Genomic DNA, 17,450 nt, shown 5'->3' with positions numbered 1-17,450 from the left:
CGCTCGGCGCCTGGCTGACCGAGACCTATTCCTGGCACTGGGTGTTCTTCGTCAATTTGCCGTTCGGCATCGTCACCGTGCTCGGCCTCGTCATCTTCATGGACGAGACCAGGAAGAACCTCGAATTGCGCTTCGACTGGCTCGGCTTCACCGCGCTCGCAATCGCGATCGGCTCGCTGCAGCTTGCGCTCGACCGCGGCGAGCAGCTCGGCTGGCTGGAATCCAACGAGATCATCGCCGAATTCATCGTCGCCGGCATCGGCTTCTATTATTTCCTGGCGCATTCGCTGACGACCGATCACCCGTTCATCCAGTTCGCGCTGTTCAAGGACAAGAATTTCGTCAGCGGCTGCGTGTTCATGGCCGTGATGGGCCTGGTGCTGTTTTCGACCATGGCGCTTTCCTCGCCGTTCCTGCAGAACGTGATCGGCTATCCCATCATCACCGCCGGCCTTTTGCTGGCGAGCCGCGGCTGCGGCACCTTCGTGGCGATGATGCTGGTCGGTCGCATGATGCGTTATATCGAGGCACGGACGCTGATCGTCTCCGGACTCAGCATCACCTGCGCGTCGCTGTTCTACATGACCGGCTGGACCGACCAGACCGGTGCAACCGAGATCGTGGTCGTCAGCGTGGTCCAGGGCTTTGGCTTCGGCCTCGTCTTCGTGCCGCTCTCCACCGTGGCATTCCTGACGCTGCCCAATCACCTGCGTACCGACGGCACCTCGATGCTGACCCTGATGCGCAACGTCGCCAGTTCGATCGGGATATCGCTCGTGATCGCGCAACTGACGCAGGGCTCGCGCTACACCTACGCGGTGCTGTCGGAGCACATCAACCCGTTCAATCACGCCCTGCAGATGCCCGTCGTGCGCGACATGATCGATCTCGCCACCGACAAGGGCCGCGCCATGGCCGACCTGATGGTCAAGGTACAGGCGCAGATCATCGCGTTCTCGCACGACTACCAGCTCGTGATGATCTTCACCGCCTGCGCCATCCCGCTCGCGATCCTGATCGGCTCAAGCAAGGCTGCGCTGCGCGCGCAATCGGCCGCGCCCGATCATGCGGTAATGGAATAGCGCGCCACGCAGCCTCTATTTCGCCCCGCCTGCTTGGCCTGCAGGCTCAACCACATGCCGCCGAGCGACAGCGCGCCGCCGATCAGATGGATCGCGGTCGGTGCCTCGCCGAGAAACAGGATCGACAGCACGGCGCTGACGATCGGCCCGAGATAGAGGCTGAGCGACGTCGACACCGCGCCGAACTTCGCGCCAAGATAGGCATAGGCCGCATAGGCGAACAGCCCGGGGACAAGACCGGCGAACAGATAGACCAGCGCCGCGCGGCCGCTGAACGCGGCCGATGGCGCAGACCACATTTCATTGATAGCGAAGGGCAACGAGAACAGCGCGCCGGCTGCAGCGAACAGGCCGATCCTCGCCAGAAAACTCACGGCGCTGCCGACGCGGTTCTGCAGCAGGGTGTAGCCCGCCCAGGCCAGCATCGCCATCAATGCGAGCAGATCGCCCTTCACCACACCGGCCCCGATTTCGGCATTGCCTCTGGTAATGATCAAGCCCGCGCCGGCCAGCGACAGCAGCATGCCGATGATCTGGCTTCGATGGATCGGCTCCTGCCCCGATACGAACGAGTAAAGCAACACCGCGAGCGGCGCGAGCGCCATGATCAGCGAGAGATTGATCGCCGAGGTCGTGACGCCGGCGAGATAGACCGGGCCGCCGCAGACGAACATGCCGAGAAAGCCTGCCATCACGATCCCGAGCGTCTGCCCCTTCAGCACGCCGCGCTTTTCCCGCAAGGCCATCACGATGAGCGGCAGAAGGCCGAGCGCCACGATGCTCCAGCGAAAGAACGCGATCGAGAACGGCGGCACGGTTCCGGCGACGCCGCGCGCCAGGATCATGTTGGAGACCTGCGCGGTCGCGACCAGCAGGAAGCCGAGCAGTCCCAGCACTTCACCCGTTTTGCCGGCTTCCCTGGGGTCGATCATGTGAAATTCAAAGCCTGCAAGACCGAAGCGATATTGGTCACGCGGCAGGGTATCGGCTTGCCATCACGGCGTCGAACGCATTCTGGATGGCCTCGACCGGCGGCTTCAATCCGGTGAACAGCTCGAACGCGTCGGCGGCCTGATAGATCGCGAGTTCGCGCCCGGTCATGAGTCTGGCGCCCTTTGCCCTTGCTGCCGTCAGGAGCGGCGTCCACAGCGGCGTATAGACCGCGTCGGCCACCCACAGATCACGGCTCAACAGCGCTTCCGGCACAGCCATGCCGCGATCCGGCAACATGCCGACCGGCGTTGCATTGACCACGCCGACCGCGCCGCGCATCGCATCCGCGATGTCATCGGCAACCCACGCATTCATGCGGTCGCGCAATTGCATCGCCAACCGTTCGGCCTTGCCCCTGTCAGCATCGAAGATGCCGAGGCCGATAACGCCGAGACTGGCGAGCGCGAATGCGATCGCCTTGCCGACACCGCCGGCTCCGATCAACGCCACGGCGCCGCGGTTGGAAGCAGCGACAAGATCGGCGACAGCCCGTTCGAAGCCGGTGGTGTCGGTGTTATGTCCGATCAGCCGTCCGTCGCTGACAACGACGGTGTTGACCGCGCCGATATCCCGCGCCCGTGCCGACATTTCGTCGAGCAAGGGGACCACCGCTTCCTTGTACGGAAAGGTGACGTTCACGCCGGCGAAGCCAATGCGCCTGATGCCGTCGAGCAATGTGCGCAAGCCTGCTGCATCGGCGCCGGCGACCTCGATCAGTTGATAATGGCAGCGAACGCCAAGGGCGTCGCCGGCCTGCTCATGCATGGCCGGCGCCGCTGATTGCGCGATGGGCGCACCGATCAGCCCGATCAGGAATTTTGTTCGGGCCGGGATCGCAGATCTATCCATCGCGCCATGCCCCACGGCCACATCAGACGTCGAAGAACACCGTCTCCTGGTCGCCCTGCAGGTGGATGTCGAACCGATAGACCGGATTGCCGTTTCCGGGCTGCCGCCTCGCGATCAGCGTCGCGCGCCGGTCGGCCGGGACCAGCGCCAGCACCGGATCCGCTGAATTGGCGGCCTCGCCGTCGAAATAGATCCGAGAATAGAGGTGCAGCAGCATGCCGCGGGCATAAACCGCGATCACGATATGCGGCGCCTGCGCCTTGCCGTCGGGATCAGCGACCTGCCCCGGCTTGATGGTGTCGAAGGCGAAGCCGCCCTTCGCGTCGGTGCCGATGCGGCCAAACCCCTTGAAGGTCGAGTTCGGCAGCGCCCGCTTGTCCTGCGGGTCGGAGAAGCGGCCCTGCGCGTCCGCCTGCCAGATCTCCAGCATGCAATCGACGACGGGCACGCCGTCGCCGTCGAACACCGTTCCCTCGACGCGGATGCGCTCGCCCGAGGTATCTGGCGTGACCAGAGTGCTGCCGAAGGCATCGTTCCAGTCGTACTTGCCGCCCGGCGTCAGGCCGTAGGCGAAATAGGGACCGACGGTCTGAGACGGGGTGATCCCGTCCGGCTTGGCCTGTGACACTTACTTGTTCTCCATCGGGGTGGCGTTGCGCCCGCGCAGCACAATGTTGAAGCGATAGCACAGCGCCCAATCCGGCTTGGTGTTCTCAAGATCGAACGAGGAGATCATCCGGTTGCGCGCCTTCTCGTCGGTGACCGAATTGAAGATCGGATCGAACGGAAACAGCGGATCGCCAGGGAAATACATCTGCGTCACCAGACGCGACACGAACGAATAGCCGAACACCGAGAAGTGAATATGCGCGGGACGCCAGGCGTTGTGGTGATTGCCCCAGGGATATGCGCCGGGCTTGATGGTGACGAAGCGGTAATAGCCTTGCGCATCGGTTTGCGCGCGACCGGCGCCGGTGAAGTTGGGATCGAGCGGCGCGGGATGCTGATCGACGACATGGACGTAGCGGCCGCAGGAATTGGCCTGCCACAGTTCGACCAGTGCATTCGGGACGCCGCGGCCGTCCTCATCGAGCACATGGCCGTGCACGATGATGCGCTCGCCGATCGGCTCTTTCTTGCCGTGGATGGTGAGGTCGTGATCGCCTTCGCGCACGGTCTCGTGGCCGTAAACCGGTCCGGTCAATTCCGACAGCGTGTGCCGCATCGGAATCAGCGGCTTGGTGGGCGAGCGCTTGACCGTGCTCTTGTAGCCGGGAGACAGCCGCGGTGGATGCGCCACGAGACTTTGCACTGGGTAGACCAATGTCATGACGAACTCCTCCCTCGCACCGCGCGATCAGCGCAACATCGCTTTGCGACCTTGTCGCCCAGCGCGCCGCCAGATCATTATATGACATAACTAATCTGGGAAAGCGCTGCTTTTTCATTCGCCCAAATAGCTGTTTTAATTGACCTTTTCGATGGCGACCGCGACGCCCTGGCCGACGCCGACGCACATGGTTGCCAGGGCAAGCTTGCCGCCCCGCTTCTCCATGCCGTGCACCGCCGTCAGCGCCAGCCGCGCGCCGCTCATGCCGAGCGGATGGCCGAGCGCGATCGCGCCGCCATGCGGATTGACGAAGTCGGCGTCGTCCTTGACACCCAGTTGCCGCAGGCAGGCTATGCCCTGCGAGGCGAAGGCTTCATTGAGCTCGATCAAATCGAAGTCGGAGATCTTGATGCCGAGCCGTTCCATCAGCTTCTTCGTCGCCGGCACCGGACCGATGCCCATGATGCGCGGCGGCACCGCGGCCGAAGCGAGGCCGAGGATGCGCGCCCGCGGCGTCAAGCCGTGCTTCTTCACGGCGGCCTCCGAGGCGAGGATCATCGCCGCCGCGCCGTCATTGACGCCGGAGGCGTTGCCGGCCGTCACCGTGCCGGGATTGCGCACGATCGGCTTCAGCTTGGCCAATCCTTCGAGCGTGGTCTCGGGCCGCGGATGCTCGTCCTTGTCGACGGTGATCGGGCCGGCCTTGCCGCCGGGCACCTGGATCGGCGTGATCTCCTCGGCGAAATAGCCCGACGCAATCGCCGCTCCCGCGCGCTGCTGCGAGCGGATCGCCATCGCGTCCTGGTCGGCGCGCGACACCTGGAATTCCTCGGCGACGTTCTCGCCGGTCTCCGGCATCGCATCGACGCCGTACTGCGCCTTCATCAGGGGATTGATGAAGCGCCAGCCGATCGTGGTGTCGTAGATATCGGCCGAGCGGGCGAAGGCTTCCGGCGCCTTGCCCATCACGAACGGCGCGCGGGTCATCGATTCGACGCCGCCGGCAATCGCAAACTCAATCTCGCCGGCGCGGATCGCCCGGCCCGCGGCGCCGACCGCATCGAGGCCGGATGCGCAGAGGCGGTTCAGCGTCTGGCCGGGAACCGAATCAGGCATGCCCGCGAGCAACAGTGCCATCCGCGCCACGTTGCGGTTGTCCTCGCCGGCCTGGTTCGCGCAGCCGAAGAACACCTCATCCACCTGCGACCAGTCGAGATTCGGATGTTTCGCCATCAGCGCCTTGATCGGGGCCGCGGCCAGATCGTCGGCGCGCACCTTGGCGAGCGAGCCGCCGAAACGGCCGATCGGAGTCCGGACGGCATCGCAAATGAATACATCACGCATAGAATCTCTCCCTGAATGCCGTGGTTTAGGCGTTGACCCATTTGGAACTGTTGCGAGTTTTAGGAGCGTGCCCGCGGCAGGTCAATTGAGGCATCGTTTCCTCTGCATGCTTTCGCGGGAGGCCGCCATGCCGAGGCATATCATCAGCCGAATTTCCCAAGCGTGGAAAACTCTGACAACGCAGGTACGGCGATAGGACCCGGAGGCGAAATTCGGTAGTTTGCGCCGCAATGACGATCCAGCAACCGATCCCCGCCCCTGCGCCCCCCGAAGCCACGCCGGCACCCGACGCCACATCGCGCGTCACGCCGATGATGGAACAGTATCTCGAGATCAAGGCCGGCCATCCCGGGCTCCTGCTGTTCTACCGGATGGGCGATTTCTACGAGTTGTTCTTCGAGGACGCCGAGATCGCCTCGAAGGCACTCGGCATCGTGCTGACCAGGCGCGGCAAGCATCAGGGCATGGATATCCCGATGTGCGGCGTTCCGGTGGAGCGCTCCGAGGACTATCTGCACCGGCTGATCAATGCCGGCCACCGCGTTGCCGTCTGCGAGCAGACCGAGAATCCTGCCGCCGCGCGCGCCCGCGGCAACAAGAGCGTGGTCGCCCGCGGCGTGGTGCGGCTGGTGACGCCGGGCACGCTGACCGAAGACACGCTGCTCGATGCCCGCACCAACAATTACCTGCTCGCGATCGCGCGCGCCCGCGGCTCGTCCGGCGGCGACCGCATCGGGCTTGCCTGGATCGACATCTCCACGTCGGAATTCATGGTGACGGAATGCGCAACAGTGGAGCTCGCCGCGACGCTGGCGCGGATCAATCCGAACGAGGTCATCGTCACCGACGCACTCTATGGCGATGCCGATCTCGGCCCGCTGCTGCGCGAACTGCCGTCGGTGACGCCGCTGACGCGCGACGTCTTCGACGGCGCCACGGCCGAGCGGCGGCTGTGCGACTATTTCGCGGTCGCGACCATGGATGGCCTCTCCGCGATGTCGCGGCTGGAGGCCACCGCGGCGGCCGCCGCCGTCACCTATATCGACCGCACCCAGGTCGGAAAGCGCCCGCCGCTGTCGCCGCCTTCGCGCGAGGCCGCCGGCACCACGATGGCGATCGACCCCGCCACCCGCGCCAACCTCGAACTGACCCGCACGCTCGGCGGGGAACGGCGCGGATCGCTGCTTGATGCGATCGACTGCACGGTGACCGCCGCCGGCTCGCGGCTTTTGGCGCAACGCCTCGCCGCGCCGCTGACCGATAGCGCTTCTATCGCGCGGCGGCTGGATGCGATTGCGACATTCGTTGCCGACAGCGCCGCGCGCGACGATATCAGGTCCACGTTGCGCGCCGCCCCCGACATGTCGCGGGCGCTGGCGCGGTTGTCGGTGGGGCGCGGCGGCCCGCGCGACCTCGCAGCCTTGCGCGACGGCATCCTTGCCGCCGACCAGGCGCTGGCCCGCCTCGCGCGGCTGGAGGCGCCGCCGGCCGAAATCATCGCCGTGATGGAGGCGCTGCGCCGCCCCTCCCGCGATCTCGCGCGCGAGTTCGAACGCGCGCTTGCCGAGCAACTGCCGCTGGTCAAGCGCGACGGCGGCTTCATCCGCGAAGGCTATGAGGCCGCGCTCGACGAGAGCCGGAATTTGCGCGACGCCTCCCGCCTTGTCGTCGCCGCGATGCAGGCGCGCTACGCCGAGGACACCGGCATCAAGGCGCTCAAGATCCGCCACAACAACGTGCTCGGCTATTTCGTCGAGGTCACGGCGCAGCACGGCGACCGGCTGATGGCGCCGCCGCTGAATGCCACCTTCATCCATCGCCAGACACTGGCGGGCCAGGTTCGTTTCACCACCGCCGAGCTCGGCGAGACCGAAGCCAAGATCGCCAATGCCGGCGACCGCGCGCTGAACCTGGAACTGGAAATCTTCGAGCGGCTTTGCGCCATGGCGCTGGCCGCCAGCGACGATCTGCGCGCCGCGGCGCATGCCTTTGCCATGCTCGACGTCGCGACGTCGCTGGCGAAGCTTGCGGTCGACGACAATTACGTGCGGCCCGAGGTCGACGGCTCGCTCGGCTTCGCGGTCGAGGGTGGCCGGCATCCCGTGGTGGAGCAGGCGTTGAAGCGCGACGGCCAGCCGTTCATTGCCAATGCCTGCGATCTCTCGCCGGTACCCCCACCCTACCCTCCCCCGCGTGCGGGGGAGGGTAGGGTGGGGGCTGGCCAGATCTGGCTGATCACGGGTCCGAACATGGCGGGCAAATCGACCTTCCTGCGCCAGAACGCGTTGATCGCGCTGATGGCGCAGATCGGCTCCTACGTGCCGGCCTCGCGCGCGCGGATCGGCGTCGTCGATCGCCTGTTCTCACGCGTTGGCGCCGCGGACGATCTCGCGCGCGGACGTTCGACCTTCATGGTCGAGATGGTCGAGACCGCCGTGATCCTCAACCAGGCCAGCGAGCGCTCGCTGGTGATCCTCGACGAGATCGGCCGCGGCACCGCGACCTTCGATGGCTTGTCGATCGCATGGGCCGCGATCGAGCATCTGCACGAAGCCAACCGCTGCCGCGCGCTGTTCGCCACGCATTATCATGAGCTGACCGCGCTTTCGGCCAGGCTGCCGCGGATGTTCAACGCTACCGTGCGCGTCAAGGAATGGCAGGGCGACGTCGTATTCCTTCACGAGGTGTTGCCGGGCTCCGCCGACCGCTCCTACGGCATCCAGGTCGCCAAGCTCGCAGGTCTGCCGCCCGCCGTGATCGCCCGCGCCAAATCGGTGCTGGCGAAACTCGAGGCGCAGGACCGCGGCCAGACGGCGCGGGCCCTCGCCGACGATCTGCCGCTGTTCGCCGTCCCCTCCCGCGCCGCCGCCGAACCCGCGCCGCCGAGCGAGGCCGAGCTGATGATGGAAGCCGTCAAGGCGCTGCATCCCGACGAGATGTCGCCGCGCGAGGCGCTGGAGGCGCTGTATGCGCTGAAGGCGAAGCTGCCGAAGGGAAAGTGAAATCCGTAGCCCGGATGGAGCGGAGCGCAATCCGGGAATCTCGTGCGTCGTCAGCCATCCCCGGATTTCGCTCCGCTCCATCCGGGCTACGAAGTCTGTCACCCGGCGAAGGGCTGAATCAATTTCAGCGTCGCTGCGAAGCGGATGCTGCGCTTGCCGACCAGTGCGGTCGCCTCGATCTCCGCACCCTCGGCACTGCAGCGGCCGGAGAAGCCAATTCCGACTTCATGTCCGCCGAACAGCGGATGCTCATCCTTTGCCGGGGTATGCTCCTGATTGACGAACTCGCCCTTCCAGCGGCCGTTTGAGGAGGTGTAGGCGCCGAGATAATAGAAGAACGCGTCGCCGCCGAGGATGCGGCCGTCCTCCAGCAGCATCACGCCGGTCTGCCCGCCGGCGATGCCGTCCAGCATCCTTATGTCGATCGAGTAGAGCCCGCTGACGATGCCGCCTTCGCCGATCCTTCCCGGCGGCGGCATGTCATCATTGCCGAGCGGCGTCATGACCGCGCGGAATACCGAGCCGGCGTCTTCCTCGACGCGGCCCGCGAAGTGCCAGACATCGCCCTGCGGCCTGCCGCGTATGCTGATCGTGACCCGGTCGGCGCTGACCAGCATCCTCCGGTGCGGCGACGGGCTGTGACGCCGGGTCCGCAAGCGGGCGATGATTTCGCCGTCCACATGATCGTAGGTGCCGAAATGGGCGAATGCGGTGTTGCCGCCGAGCATTGTTCCGGCATGGGCGTACAGCACGCTGCGGCCGGTGCCGCCGCTGATGTCGTACTCGACCTTGTACAATCCCTCCACCGCGCGCCCCGGTTTTGTCGCGTGCCAGCTTAGCGGGTCTCGTCGCAGTCGGTAACCATCAAACTTGCGGCTTGGCGCGTGCGACCTTCCTGCGCCCGAGCCACCACAGGCTCAGGTTCCACCCGACGCATGTCGCCAGCGCAAGGCTGAGCCCGATCGCCGAGCCGAACTGCAATGCCGCGACATGGAGCACCGCGATCGCGATGCCCAATCCTATCAGGCCCCAGGCGCTGTTGGCGAGCACGGCGGCGGTCGGCGGCCCGCCGATGCGGGGATGCAGGATCAGCATCATCGAGGTGAACACGATCGGGAACAGCGCGATCATGCCGCTGACCTTGGGGCCGACCCAGCTCGACGTCGTGACCACGGTTGCGACCAGCGTCGCGACCAGCGAGGCCCGCAGCGGGATGTCGTACCAGCGGCGCCGGATCGGCGGCATCCTGGCGTGACGATAGCGCGCGAGCAGCGGCACGCAGATGCCGAACGCGATGGCGTTGACGATCAGGCCGTCGGCGAGCGACCACTGCACCGAGCGGATGATCGCGGCGAGCCCGAACCAGACGGCGACCGCCGCAACGCAACTGACCAGCGCGCCATGGCGCTGCGCCAGCACGACGTAAGTGAGGCCGAGGAAGATCGTCGCCGCGTTGATCGGCAGGCTCGCCAGCGCGCCCTCGGCGATGAAGGCGGCGTCATGGTCGAGCGCGAGGAAGACGTAGGATGGCCCCGCCGAGATCGGCAACGTCGCCACCAGCGCGCCGATCACCGGGCCGGATCGCTCCGTGATGATGGAGGCCGTCACCACGAACGCCGCTGTTATCGCCATGCGCAGGCCGAGCGTGAGGATGAAGGCGAGTTCGGGGGACATTTGCTGTCGTCCCTGCGAACGCAGGGACCCATACGCTGCGGCGTATCGATTTTGGGCGGTGCGGATCGATACTTCCCGCACCCGCTGACGTTGGTGGTTATGGGTCCCTGCTTTCGCAGGAACGACATCGAGTTAGACCCGCTTCATCGACACCGAGACCTTCGGGCCGTTCTTGATGGTCTGGTAGACCACGCAGTAGCGTTCGGTGAGCTTGAGCAGCAAATCGAGCTTGTCCTGCGGGGCGTCGGTGCCGACCTCGAAGCGCAGGCGGATTTCCTCGAAGCCGACCGGGGCCTCCTTGTCGACGCCGAGCGTGCCGCGAAAATCGAGGTCGCCCTCGGCGATGACGAGGCCGGTCTTGAGCGGCACTTCGACGGCGGTGGCGACCGATTTCAGCGTGACGCCGGCACAGGCGACCAGCGCCTCGAGCAGCATGTCGCCGGAGCAGAGCTCCAGCCCGGAGCCGCCGGTGGCGGGATGGAGGCCTGCGACCGCCAGCGCGCGGCCGGTCTCGACCTTGCAGGCGATGCCTTCATTGTCGATCGAGCCCTTGGCCTTCAGCGTAATGACGGCGGCGGAAGGATCGGTCTTGTAACGTTCCTTGATCGGGGCCTGCATCGCGCGGAGTTCGGCGGCGTCCATTTTCGTCTCCCGGTTATTCTTATTGCCCAGCCGGATTTAGTGCGAAAATGTCCCGCTGTCACCACCACATCGCCTCGCCCGCCATCGTTTTTGGATCGGCGTCGGGCACATTGCGGTCGAGCGAGCGATCGAGCGATGTCAGCACATGGCGCTTGAAATTCTCGAACAAGGGCGATGCGCGGTCGCGCGGCCGCGTCAGATTGATCCTGATCACCTCGAACAGCCGGCCCGGCCGCGGCCGCATCACCAGCACCCTGTCCGCCAGCACCACGGCCTCGTCAACGTCGTGCGTCACCAGGATCAGCGTCGGCCGCGTGTCGTTCCAGAGGTCGAGCAGGTGATCCTGCAGGTCGCGCCGCGTGAAGGCGTCGAGCGCGGAGAACGGCTCGTCGAGCAGCAGCACTTCGGGCTGCGGCACCAGCGCACGCGCGATCGCCACCCGCTGCGCCTGCCCGCCGGAGAGTTCGCGCGGCCACGCCTTGGCCTTATCGGCAAGGCCGACCCGCGCCAGCGCACGGGCGACCTTCTCCCGTCTGACATCCGCAGGCAGATCCGACAGGCCGAAGCCGATATTGTCGGCGACGCTGAGCCAGGGCAGCAGCCGCGGCTCCTGGAAGATGATGCCGATCTTGGCGTGCGGCGCGGTGATGGTGGCATCGTCCAGCGTCACCGTTCCCGTGGTGGCGCGGTCGAGGCCGGCGATGGCGCGCAGCAGCGTGGATTTTCCGCAGCCGGAGCCGCCGATGATGGCGACGATCTCGCCGGGCCGGATCTCGGCGGAGAACCGCTCCAGCGCGTGAACGCCATTGGGATAGGTCTTGCCGACCTTGTCCATCGCGAGCATCAGGCGCCTCCACCCTGGCGGCCGAACGCATCCTGCCAGCGCAACAGCGGCGCGGCGGCGATTTCGATCAGCCAGTCGGTGGTCTTGCCGAGGATCGCGAAGATCACGATCGCCGCCACGATCTGCGCCGGCTTGCCGAGCTGCTGGCCGTCGATCAGGAGATAGCCAAGTCCTTCCGAGGCGCCCATGAACTCGGCGGCGACGACGAACATCCAGCCCAGACCGAGGCCGACGCGCAGCGCGACGACATAGGCCGGCAGCACCGCGGGCAACAGGATGCGGCGGATCATCGCCGGACCGGAAAGGCGGAAGACGCGGCCGACCTCGACGATCTTGCGGTCGACGGCGAGGATCGCGCCCATCACGCCGAGATAGACCGGGAAGAACACCCCGACTGCGATCAGCGCGATCTTCGACGTCTCGAAAATGCCGAGCCACAGGATGAACAGCGGCACCCAGGCAATCGAGGGAATCGCGCGCAGCGCCTGCACGGTCGGATCGAGCAGTTGCCGCGCCAGCCCCCAATAGCCGGAGACGGCGCCGAGGATGGTTCCGGCGACGACGCCGAGACCGAAGCCCGCCGCCACGCGCGCCACCGTCGTTATGATATGGCGCGACAGTTCACCGCTTTTCGCCAATTCCATCACGGTGGCGAAAATCCTGGTCGGTGGCGGCACCAGGCGGCCGTTGGAATAGCCGAGCCAGACCCAGACTTCCCAGAGCAGCGCGAGCCCGACCGGCAGCAACAGCCCGAGCGCCGGCCGCGCATAGCGCCGCAACCGCGCAGACGACGGCGGCGCGGCACGCGCGGCTTCCGGTTGATCGAGGGTAGCAGGAAGTTCAACAGACATAGTCATAGCAAGAACGCGTCTCGCACCGGATTGCAAGGTGGCGGGTGTGCCGTGGCTCTATCCATTCGTCGTCCCCGCGAAGGCAGTGGTAGCCATAACCACGACAACTTGTAGCCCGGGTGCAGCGAAGCGAAACCCGGGATTCTTGCGAGCCGAAAGACCAGTCCCGGATTGCGCTTCGCTCCATCCGGGCTACGGACGAAGTCAATTCGTCGGCAGCGGGACCTGGTCGTCGATCAGGGCGTCGAGCGTCGCCTTGACGTCGACCTTGGCGTCGACGACGCCGGCCTGCTGCAGCGCGAGGCCCGCGGCGAGGATCGACTCGCGCTGCGGCGCGCCGATGCGGCTGTGGGTCAGTTCGGTGCGTTCCTTGAGCTGCTTGTCGACGACGGCATCCGGCAGCCTGGTCACGCCGATGAAGGTCTTCTTGAGGTCGTCGTAGTTGGCGAGCGAATATTTGCGCGCCTCCTCGTACACCGCGAGCACGCGGCGGACGGCGTCGGGATAGTCCTTCAGGAACTGCTCGCGCACATTGAGGATGCCCCAGGTGTTGGCGTCCGCCTTGCGGAAGAACAGTTTTGCGCCCTCCTCGACTTCGGCCTGCGCCATCATCGGATCGAGGCCGGCCCAGGCGTCGACGTCGCCGCGGATCAGCGCGGTCTTGCCGTCGGCATGCTGCAGCAATACCGGCGTGATGTCCTTTTCGGTGAGGCCGGCGCCGAGCAGCGCGCGCACCAGGAAGATGTGCGGATCGGTGCCGCGCGTCACCGCGACGCGCTTGCCCTTGAGGTCGGCCACGGAAGCGATCTTGGAATCCTTCGACGTCACCAGCGCGGTCCATTCGGGGCGCGAATAGACGTAGATCGACTTGATCGGGTTGCCGTTGATCTTGGCGACCAGCGCCGCCGAGCCCGCGGTCGAACCGAAATCGATCGAGCCGGCATTGAGGAATTCGAGCGCCTTGTTGGAACCGGCCGACTGCACCCAGACGACGCTGATGCCGTCCTTGGCGAATTCCTTCTCCAGCAGTCCCTTCTGCTTGAGGACCATCGACACCGGATTGTAGGTCGCCCAGTCGATGCGAATTTCCTTGAGCGCGTCGGCGGCGAAGGCCGCGCCCGGCAGCAAAGTCGAAGCCGCGATGGCAGCGGCGAATATGCGTCTTGTCATGCTGGGCATCGCGCCCTCCCCTTGTCCCGGAAACGCTCTTTTATTTCAATATGTTATGGCATCGCGCAACCAGAAAATACGCACCGCCGGGACAGACCCCGCGAGCAAAGTCTTGCTCAAACGCACCAGAATTCAGCATAGACGTGCTGCTGCCCTACAATCCACCGTGACAGCCTCTGTGCCGTCCGTTATCGGATAGAAATGGACACCATCGTGACCGATGCCCCCGCGGGGGAGGATGACCGTTTCGATACCGCGCGGATCACCGCGGCGGTCGATGCCCTTGCCGAAAAGCATGCCGGCCGCGAGGACGCGTTTCGCTCGGCGTTGGCGCAGTTGCTCAAGGCCGAGATGATCGCGGCGCGCGCCACCGCGCAGGCGATATTGCTGAAGGATCGCCACGGCCGCCGCTGCGCGGAGCGGCTCTGCTTCATGCAGGACGAGATCATCCGCATCCTCTATTCCGCCGCCACGCGGCATCTCTATCGCTCGCACGTGCCCTCGGGCGCCGAACGCATGGCCGTGGTCGCCACCGGCGGTTACGGCCGCGGCCTGATGGCGCCGGAATCCGACATCGATCTGCTGTTCATCCTGCCCTACAAGCAAACCGCCTGGGGCGAGCAGGTCGCCGAGGCCATTCTCTATTGCCTGTGGGACATGGGATTGAAGGTCGGCCACGCCACGCGCTCGGTCGACGAATGCATTCGCCAGGCGCGTGGCGACATGACGATCCGCACCGCGATCCTGGAGACGCGGTTCCTCACCGGCGACCAACCGCTCTATGGCGAACTGGTCGCCCGCTTCGACAGGGACGTGGTGCAGGGCACGGCTTCCGAATTCGTCACCGCCAAGCTGGCCGAACGCGAGGAGCGTCATCGCCGCGCCGGCCAGTCGCGCTACCTCGTCGAGCCCAACGTCAAGGACGGCAAGGGCGGACTGCGCGATCTCCACACGCTGTTCTGGATCGCCAAATATGTCTACCGCGTGCGCGAAACCGACGAGCTGGTGGAGCGCGGCGTGTTCGACGCGCAGGAATACCGCACCTTCCGCCGCTGCGCCGACTTCCTGTGGTCGGTGCGCTGCAATCTGCATTTCGTCTCGGGCCGCGCCGAGGAGCGGCTGTCGTTCGACATGCAGCGCGAGATCGCGGTGCGCCTCGGCTACACCTCGCATCCCGGCATGCAGGACGTCGAGCGCTTCATGAAGCACTACTTCCTGATCGCCAAGGACGTCGGCGATCTCACCGCGATCCTGTGCGCCAAGCTGGAGGACGAGCAGGCCAAGCCTGCGCCGGTGCTGAGCCGGATGGTGGCGCGGCTGCGGCCGGGCGCCACGCGTCGGCGGGTGCCCGACAGCGACGACTTCATCATCGACAACAACCGCATCAACCTCGCCGCGCCCGACGTCTTCAAGCACGATCCGGTCAATTTGATCCGGATCTTCCGCCTGGCGCAGAAGAACAACCTCGCCTTCCACCCCGATGCGATGCGCACGGTGACGCGCTCGCTGAAGCTGGTGAACACCCAGCTTCGCGAGAGTCCGGAAGCCAACCAACTCTTCATGGAGATCCTGACATCAGACAATGCCGAGACCGTGCTGCGGCGGATGAACGAGACCGGCGTGCTCGGTCACTTCATCCGCGCCTTCGGCAAGATCGTGTCGATGATGCAGTTCAACATGTACCATCACTATACGGTGGACGAGCACCTGATCCGCTGCATCGGCTTCCTGCAGGACATCGAGCGCGGCGGCATCGACGAGTTCGTGGTGGCGAGCGACCTGTTCCGCAAGATCCAGCCCGAGCACCGCGCGGTGATCTACATCGCAACGCTGCTGCATGATGTCGCCAAGGGCCGCCCGGAAGACCATTCGATCGCAGGCGCCAGGGTGGCGCGACGGCTGTGCCCACGGTTCGGCTTCAACACCGCCGACACCGAGCTCGTGGCCTGGCTGATCGAGGAACATCTGACGATGTCCACCGTGGCGCAGTCGCGCGATCTCTCGGACCGCAAGACGATCGAGAATTTCGCCGCCGTGGTGCAGTCGGTCGAGCAGATGAAGCTTCTGACCATCCTGACCACTGCCGACATCAGGGGCGTCGGCCCCGGCGTCTGGAACGGCTGGAAGGCGCAGTTGATGCGCACGCTGTATTACGAAACCGAGCCGGTCCTGACCGGCGGCTTCTCGGAAGTGAACCGCGCGCAGCGCATCGCGGTGGCGCAGTCCGAATTCCGCGCCGCCTTCAACGAGTGGCCCGAGGCCGATCTCAACGCCTATATCGGCCGGCATTATCCGGCCTACTGGCTCAAGGTCGACCTGCAGCGCAAGATTCGCCAGGCCCGCTTCATCCGGGCCAGCGAACAGGCCGGGCACCAGCTCGCGATCAATGTCGGCTTCGACGAGGCGCGCGGCGTCACCGAGCTGACGATCCTCGCAACCGACCATCCCTGGCTGCTGTCGATCATCGCGGGCGCCTGCGCCTCCGCGGGAGCCAACATCGTCGACGCGCAGATCTACACCACCACCGACGGCCGCGCGCTCGACACCATCGCGATATCGAGGGAATATGACCGCGACGAGGACGAGGGGCGGCGCGCCACCCGGATCGGCGAAATGATCGAGCAGGTGCTCGAGGGCAAGTTGCGGCTGCCCGAAGTGGTGGCGCGCAAGGCCGCCAACCGCGGCAAGGTGCGCGCCTTCGCCGTCGAGCCCGAGGTCATCATCAACAACCAGTGGTCGGACCGCTATACCGTGATCGAGGTTTCAGGCCTCGACCGTCCGGGCCTGTTGTATCAACTGACGACATCGATCTCGAAGCTCAACCTCAACATCGCGTCGGCGCATGTCGCGACCTTCGGCGAACGCGCCCGCGACGTGTTCTACGTCACCGACCTGCTCGGCGCCCAGATCACCGCGCCGACCCGCCAGGCCGCGATCAAGAGCGCACTGCTTCATCTGCTCTCCGCCGAGGATACCGTCGCTCAGCCGGCGGCGTGAGTTACGCGCGCCCCCGCTCTCTCCTCGTCATTGCGAGCGAAGCGAAGCAATCCATCTCGCGGCATAACGGATGGATGGATTGCTTCGTCGCTGCGCTCCTCGCAATGACGACACTTCACACCGCCACGCCCTCGTGCCGGAGCAGCCAGCGCTTGCGCTCGATACCGCCGCCATATTTCACCAGCGAACCGTCGGCGCCGATCAGGCGGTGACAGGGCAGCACGACGCTGATCGGGTTCGAGCCGTTGGCGTGACCGAGGGCGCGAACCGCGCGCGGCACGCCAATCATGGCCGCCAGCGCGCCGTAGCTCAGCGTGGTGCCCGCCGCAATTTTCGGCAGCGCGTTCCAGACCTTCTGCTGGAACGGCGTGCCGGCGACGCGCCATTGGATCGCGCCGAGACGGTCGAGGTCGCCCTTGAAATAGCCTGTTAGTGCCGTGCGCAGATCGCGCGGCGCCGGCGCATTGTGCAATTTCACCGCGCCGCATTGCAGGCGCAGCAACTGCCGCATGCGAGGCTCATAATCTTCCCAGTCGAGCGCGCGAAGCCGGCCGTCGGCGTCGGTGACGAGCAGCGCCGTGCCGATCGGCGTCGGCAGGCAGTCGAGGTTGAAGGTCTCTGGCATCGGCATCCCCTGAGCATCGCGGCAAGCGCCGGTATTTTTCACCCGCC

The 17,450-nt window shown here is 65.8% G+C and carries 15 protein-coding genes; 3 read left to right on the top strand and 12 right to left on the bottom strand.

What is annotated here, in order from left to right; genetic code table 11:
- Nucleotides 1-1,082: MFS transporter (locus tag V7E26_RS08170; RefSeq protein WP_324414932.1), on the top strand; the 1,082-nt coding region annotated here is incomplete at its 5' end.
- Here the strand turns inward: V7E26_RS08170 and V7E26_RS08165 are convergent.
- From V7E26_RS08165 to pcaF, 5 genes are all read right to left on the bottom strand, one after another.
- Nucleotides 1,064-2,014 carry a DMT family transporter gene (locus tag V7E26_RS08165; protein WP_324414931.1) on the bottom strand — a complete coding sequence of 317 codons (951 nt, stop codon included), beginning with the start codon at nucleotides 2,012-2,014 and terminating at the stop codon, nucleotides 1,064-1,066. The two genes, V7E26_RS08170 and V7E26_RS08165, sit on opposite strands and share 19 nt — an antisense overlap.
- Nucleotides 2,015-2,051: 37 nt before the next feature.
- Nucleotides 2,052-2,924, bottom strand: a complete 873-nt coding sequence (locus V7E26_RS08160; protein ID WP_324414930.1) for a shikimate dehydrogenase — start codon at nucleotides 2,922-2,924, stop codon at nucleotides 2,052-2,054.
- Nucleotides 2,925-2,946: 22 nt separating this feature from the next.
- Nucleotides 2,947-3,552 (bottom strand): protocatechuate 3,4-dioxygenase subunit alpha, encoded by a 606-nt coding sequence (pcaG, locus tag V7E26_RS08155; protein ID WP_324414929.1) that lies wholly within the window; start codon nucleotides 3,550-3,552, stop codon nucleotides 2,947-2,949.
- Complete coding sequence (gene pcaH, locus V7E26_RS08150; RefSeq protein WP_324414928.1) at nucleotides 3,553-4,254, bottom strand: protocatechuate 3,4-dioxygenase subunit beta; 702 nt, start codon at nucleotides 4,252-4,254, stop codon at nucleotides 3,553-3,555.
- A 135-nt stretch (nucleotides 4,255-4,389) separates the two neighbouring features.
- The gene (gene pcaF / locus V7E26_RS08145) at nucleotides 4,390-5,598 is read right to left on the bottom strand and encodes a 3-oxoadipyl-CoA thiolase (protein ID WP_324414927.1); all 1,209 of its coding nucleotides are present in this window, start codon (nucleotides 5,596-5,598) and stop codon (nucleotides 4,390-4,392) included.
- Nucleotides 5,599-5,828: 230 nt separating this feature from the next.
- On the opposite strand from pcaF, the gene mutS reads away from it, so the two are divergent.
- Entirely contained in the window at nucleotides 5,829-8,600 is a 2,772-nt protein-coding gene (mutS, locus tag V7E26_RS08140) for a DNA mismatch repair protein MutS (protein ID WP_324414926.1), read from the top strand.
- A gap of 98 nt (nucleotides 8,601-8,698) precedes the next feature.
- Here mutS and V7E26_RS08135 read toward each other — a convergent pair whose 3' ends face one another.
- The 6 genes from V7E26_RS08135 to V7E26_RS08110 all read right to left on the bottom strand — a co-directional run bounded on the left by V7E26_RS08135 (nucleotide 8,699) and on the right by V7E26_RS08110 (nucleotide 13,790).
- Nucleotides 8,699-9,406, bottom strand: a complete 708-nt coding sequence (locus tag V7E26_RS08135; protein ID WP_324414925.1) for a GrlR family regulatory protein — start codon at nucleotides 9,404-9,406, stop codon at nucleotides 8,699-8,701.
- Between the two features lie 58 nt (nucleotides 9,407-9,464).
- A complete protein-coding gene (locus V7E26_RS08130; protein WP_324414924.1) occupies nucleotides 9,465-10,274 on the bottom strand; it encodes a hypothetical protein in 810 nt (269 codons plus the stop codon).
- Between the two features lie 132 nt (nucleotides 10,275-10,406).
- Nucleotides 10,407-10,916 carry an OsmC family protein gene (locus V7E26_RS08125; protein WP_324414923.1) on the bottom strand — a complete coding sequence of 170 codons (510 nt, stop codon included), beginning with the start codon at nucleotides 10,914-10,916 and terminating at the stop codon, nucleotides 10,407-10,409.
- A gap of 58 nt (nucleotides 10,917-10,974) precedes the next feature.
- Nucleotides 10,975-11,760, bottom strand: coding sequence for an ABC transporter ATP-binding protein (locus tag V7E26_RS08120; protein ID WP_324414922.1), 786 nt, complete (start codon nucleotides 11,758-11,760; stop codon nucleotides 10,975-10,977).
- Nucleotides 11,760-12,617: an ABC transporter permease gene (locus V7E26_RS08115; protein ID WP_324414921.1), complete on the bottom strand. Its 858-nt coding sequence runs from the start codon at nucleotides 12,615-12,617 to the stop codon at nucleotides 11,760-11,762. The genes V7E26_RS08120 and V7E26_RS08115 overlap by 1 nt, the downstream gene beginning before the upstream one ends.
- A gap of 198 nt (nucleotides 12,618-12,815) precedes the next feature.
- A complete protein-coding gene (locus tag V7E26_RS08110) occupies nucleotides 12,816-13,790 on the bottom strand; it encodes an aliphatic sulfonate ABC transporter substrate-binding protein (RefSeq protein WP_442893365.1) in 975 nt (324 codons plus the stop codon).
- Between the two features lie 192 nt (nucleotides 13,791-13,982).
- Between V7E26_RS08110 and V7E26_RS08105 the strand changes: the two genes are divergently transcribed.
- Nucleotides 13,983-16,778: a [protein-PII] uridylyltransferase gene (locus V7E26_RS08105; protein WP_324414920.1), complete on the top strand. Its 2,796-nt coding sequence runs from the start codon at nucleotides 13,983-13,985 to the stop codon at nucleotides 16,776-16,778.
- Nucleotides 16,779-16,893: 115 nt separating this feature from the next.
- On the opposite strand, the gene V7E26_RS08100 is transcribed toward V7E26_RS08105, so the two are convergent.
- Nucleotides 16,894-17,403, bottom strand: coding sequence for a methylated-DNA--[protein]-cysteine S-methyltransferase (locus tag V7E26_RS08100; RefSeq protein ID WP_442893364.1), 510 nt, complete (start codon nucleotides 17,401-17,403; stop codon nucleotides 16,894-16,896).
- Nucleotides 17,404-17,450: the final 47 nt, after the last annotated feature.

It is taken from the genome of Bradyrhizobium sp. (genome assembly GCF_036735945.1).
In the GTDB taxonomy this organism is placed as follows: Bacteria; Pseudomonadota; Alphaproteobacteria; order Rhizobiales; family Xanthobacteraceae; genus Bradyrhizobium.
The sequence above is the reverse complement of the archived record's forward strand: the minus strand, read 5'-3'. Positions and strand labels throughout refer to the sequence as shown.

Bases quoted from the DNA above. Each gene is read 5' to 3' on its own strand.
- V7E26_RS08165 (WP_324414931.1), bottom strand. From the start codon at position 2,014: ATGATCGACCCCAGGGAAGCCGGCAAAACGGGTGAAGTGCTGGGACTG.
- V7E26_RS08160 (WP_324414930.1), bottom strand. From the start codon at position 2,924: ATGGATAGATCTGCGATCCCGGCCCGAACAAAATTCCTGATCGGGCTG.
- pcaH (WP_324414928.1), bottom strand. From the start codon at position 4,254: ATGACATTGGTCTACCCAGTGCAAAGTCTCGTGGCGCATCCACCGCGG.
- pcaF (WP_324414927.1), bottom strand. From the start codon at position 5,598: ATGCGTGATGTATTCATTTGCGATGCCGTCCGGACTCCGATCGGCCGT.
- mutS (WP_324414926.1), top strand. From the start codon at position 5,829: ATGACGATCCAGCAACCGATCCCCGCCCCTGCGCCCCCCGAAGCCACG.
- V7E26_RS08130 (WP_324414924.1), bottom strand. From the start codon at position 10,274: ATGTCCCCCGAACTCGCCTTCATCCTCACGCTCGGCCTGCGCATGGCG.
- V7E26_RS08125 (WP_324414923.1), bottom strand. From the start codon at position 10,916: ATGGACGCCGCCGAACTCCGCGCGATGCAGGCCCCGATCAAGGAACGT.
- V7E26_RS08120 (WP_324414922.1), bottom strand. From the start codon at position 11,760: ATGCTCGCGATGGACAAGGTCGGCAAGACCTATCCCAATGGCGTTCAC.
- V7E26_RS08115 (WP_324414921.1), bottom strand. From the start codon at position 12,617: ATGACTATGTCTGTTGAACTTCCTGCTACCCTCGATCAACCGGAAGCC.
- V7E26_RS08110 (WP_442893365.1), bottom strand. From the start codon at position 13,790: ATGCCCAGCATGACAAGACGCATATTCGCCGCTGCCATCGCGGCTTCG.
- V7E26_RS08105 (WP_324414920.1), top strand. From the start codon at position 13,983: ATGGACACCATCGTGACCGATGCCCCCGCGGGGGAGGATGACCGTTTC.
- V7E26_RS08100 (WP_442893364.1), bottom strand. From the start codon at position 17,403: ATGCCAGAGACCTTCAACCTCGACTGCCTGCCGACGCCGATCGGCACG.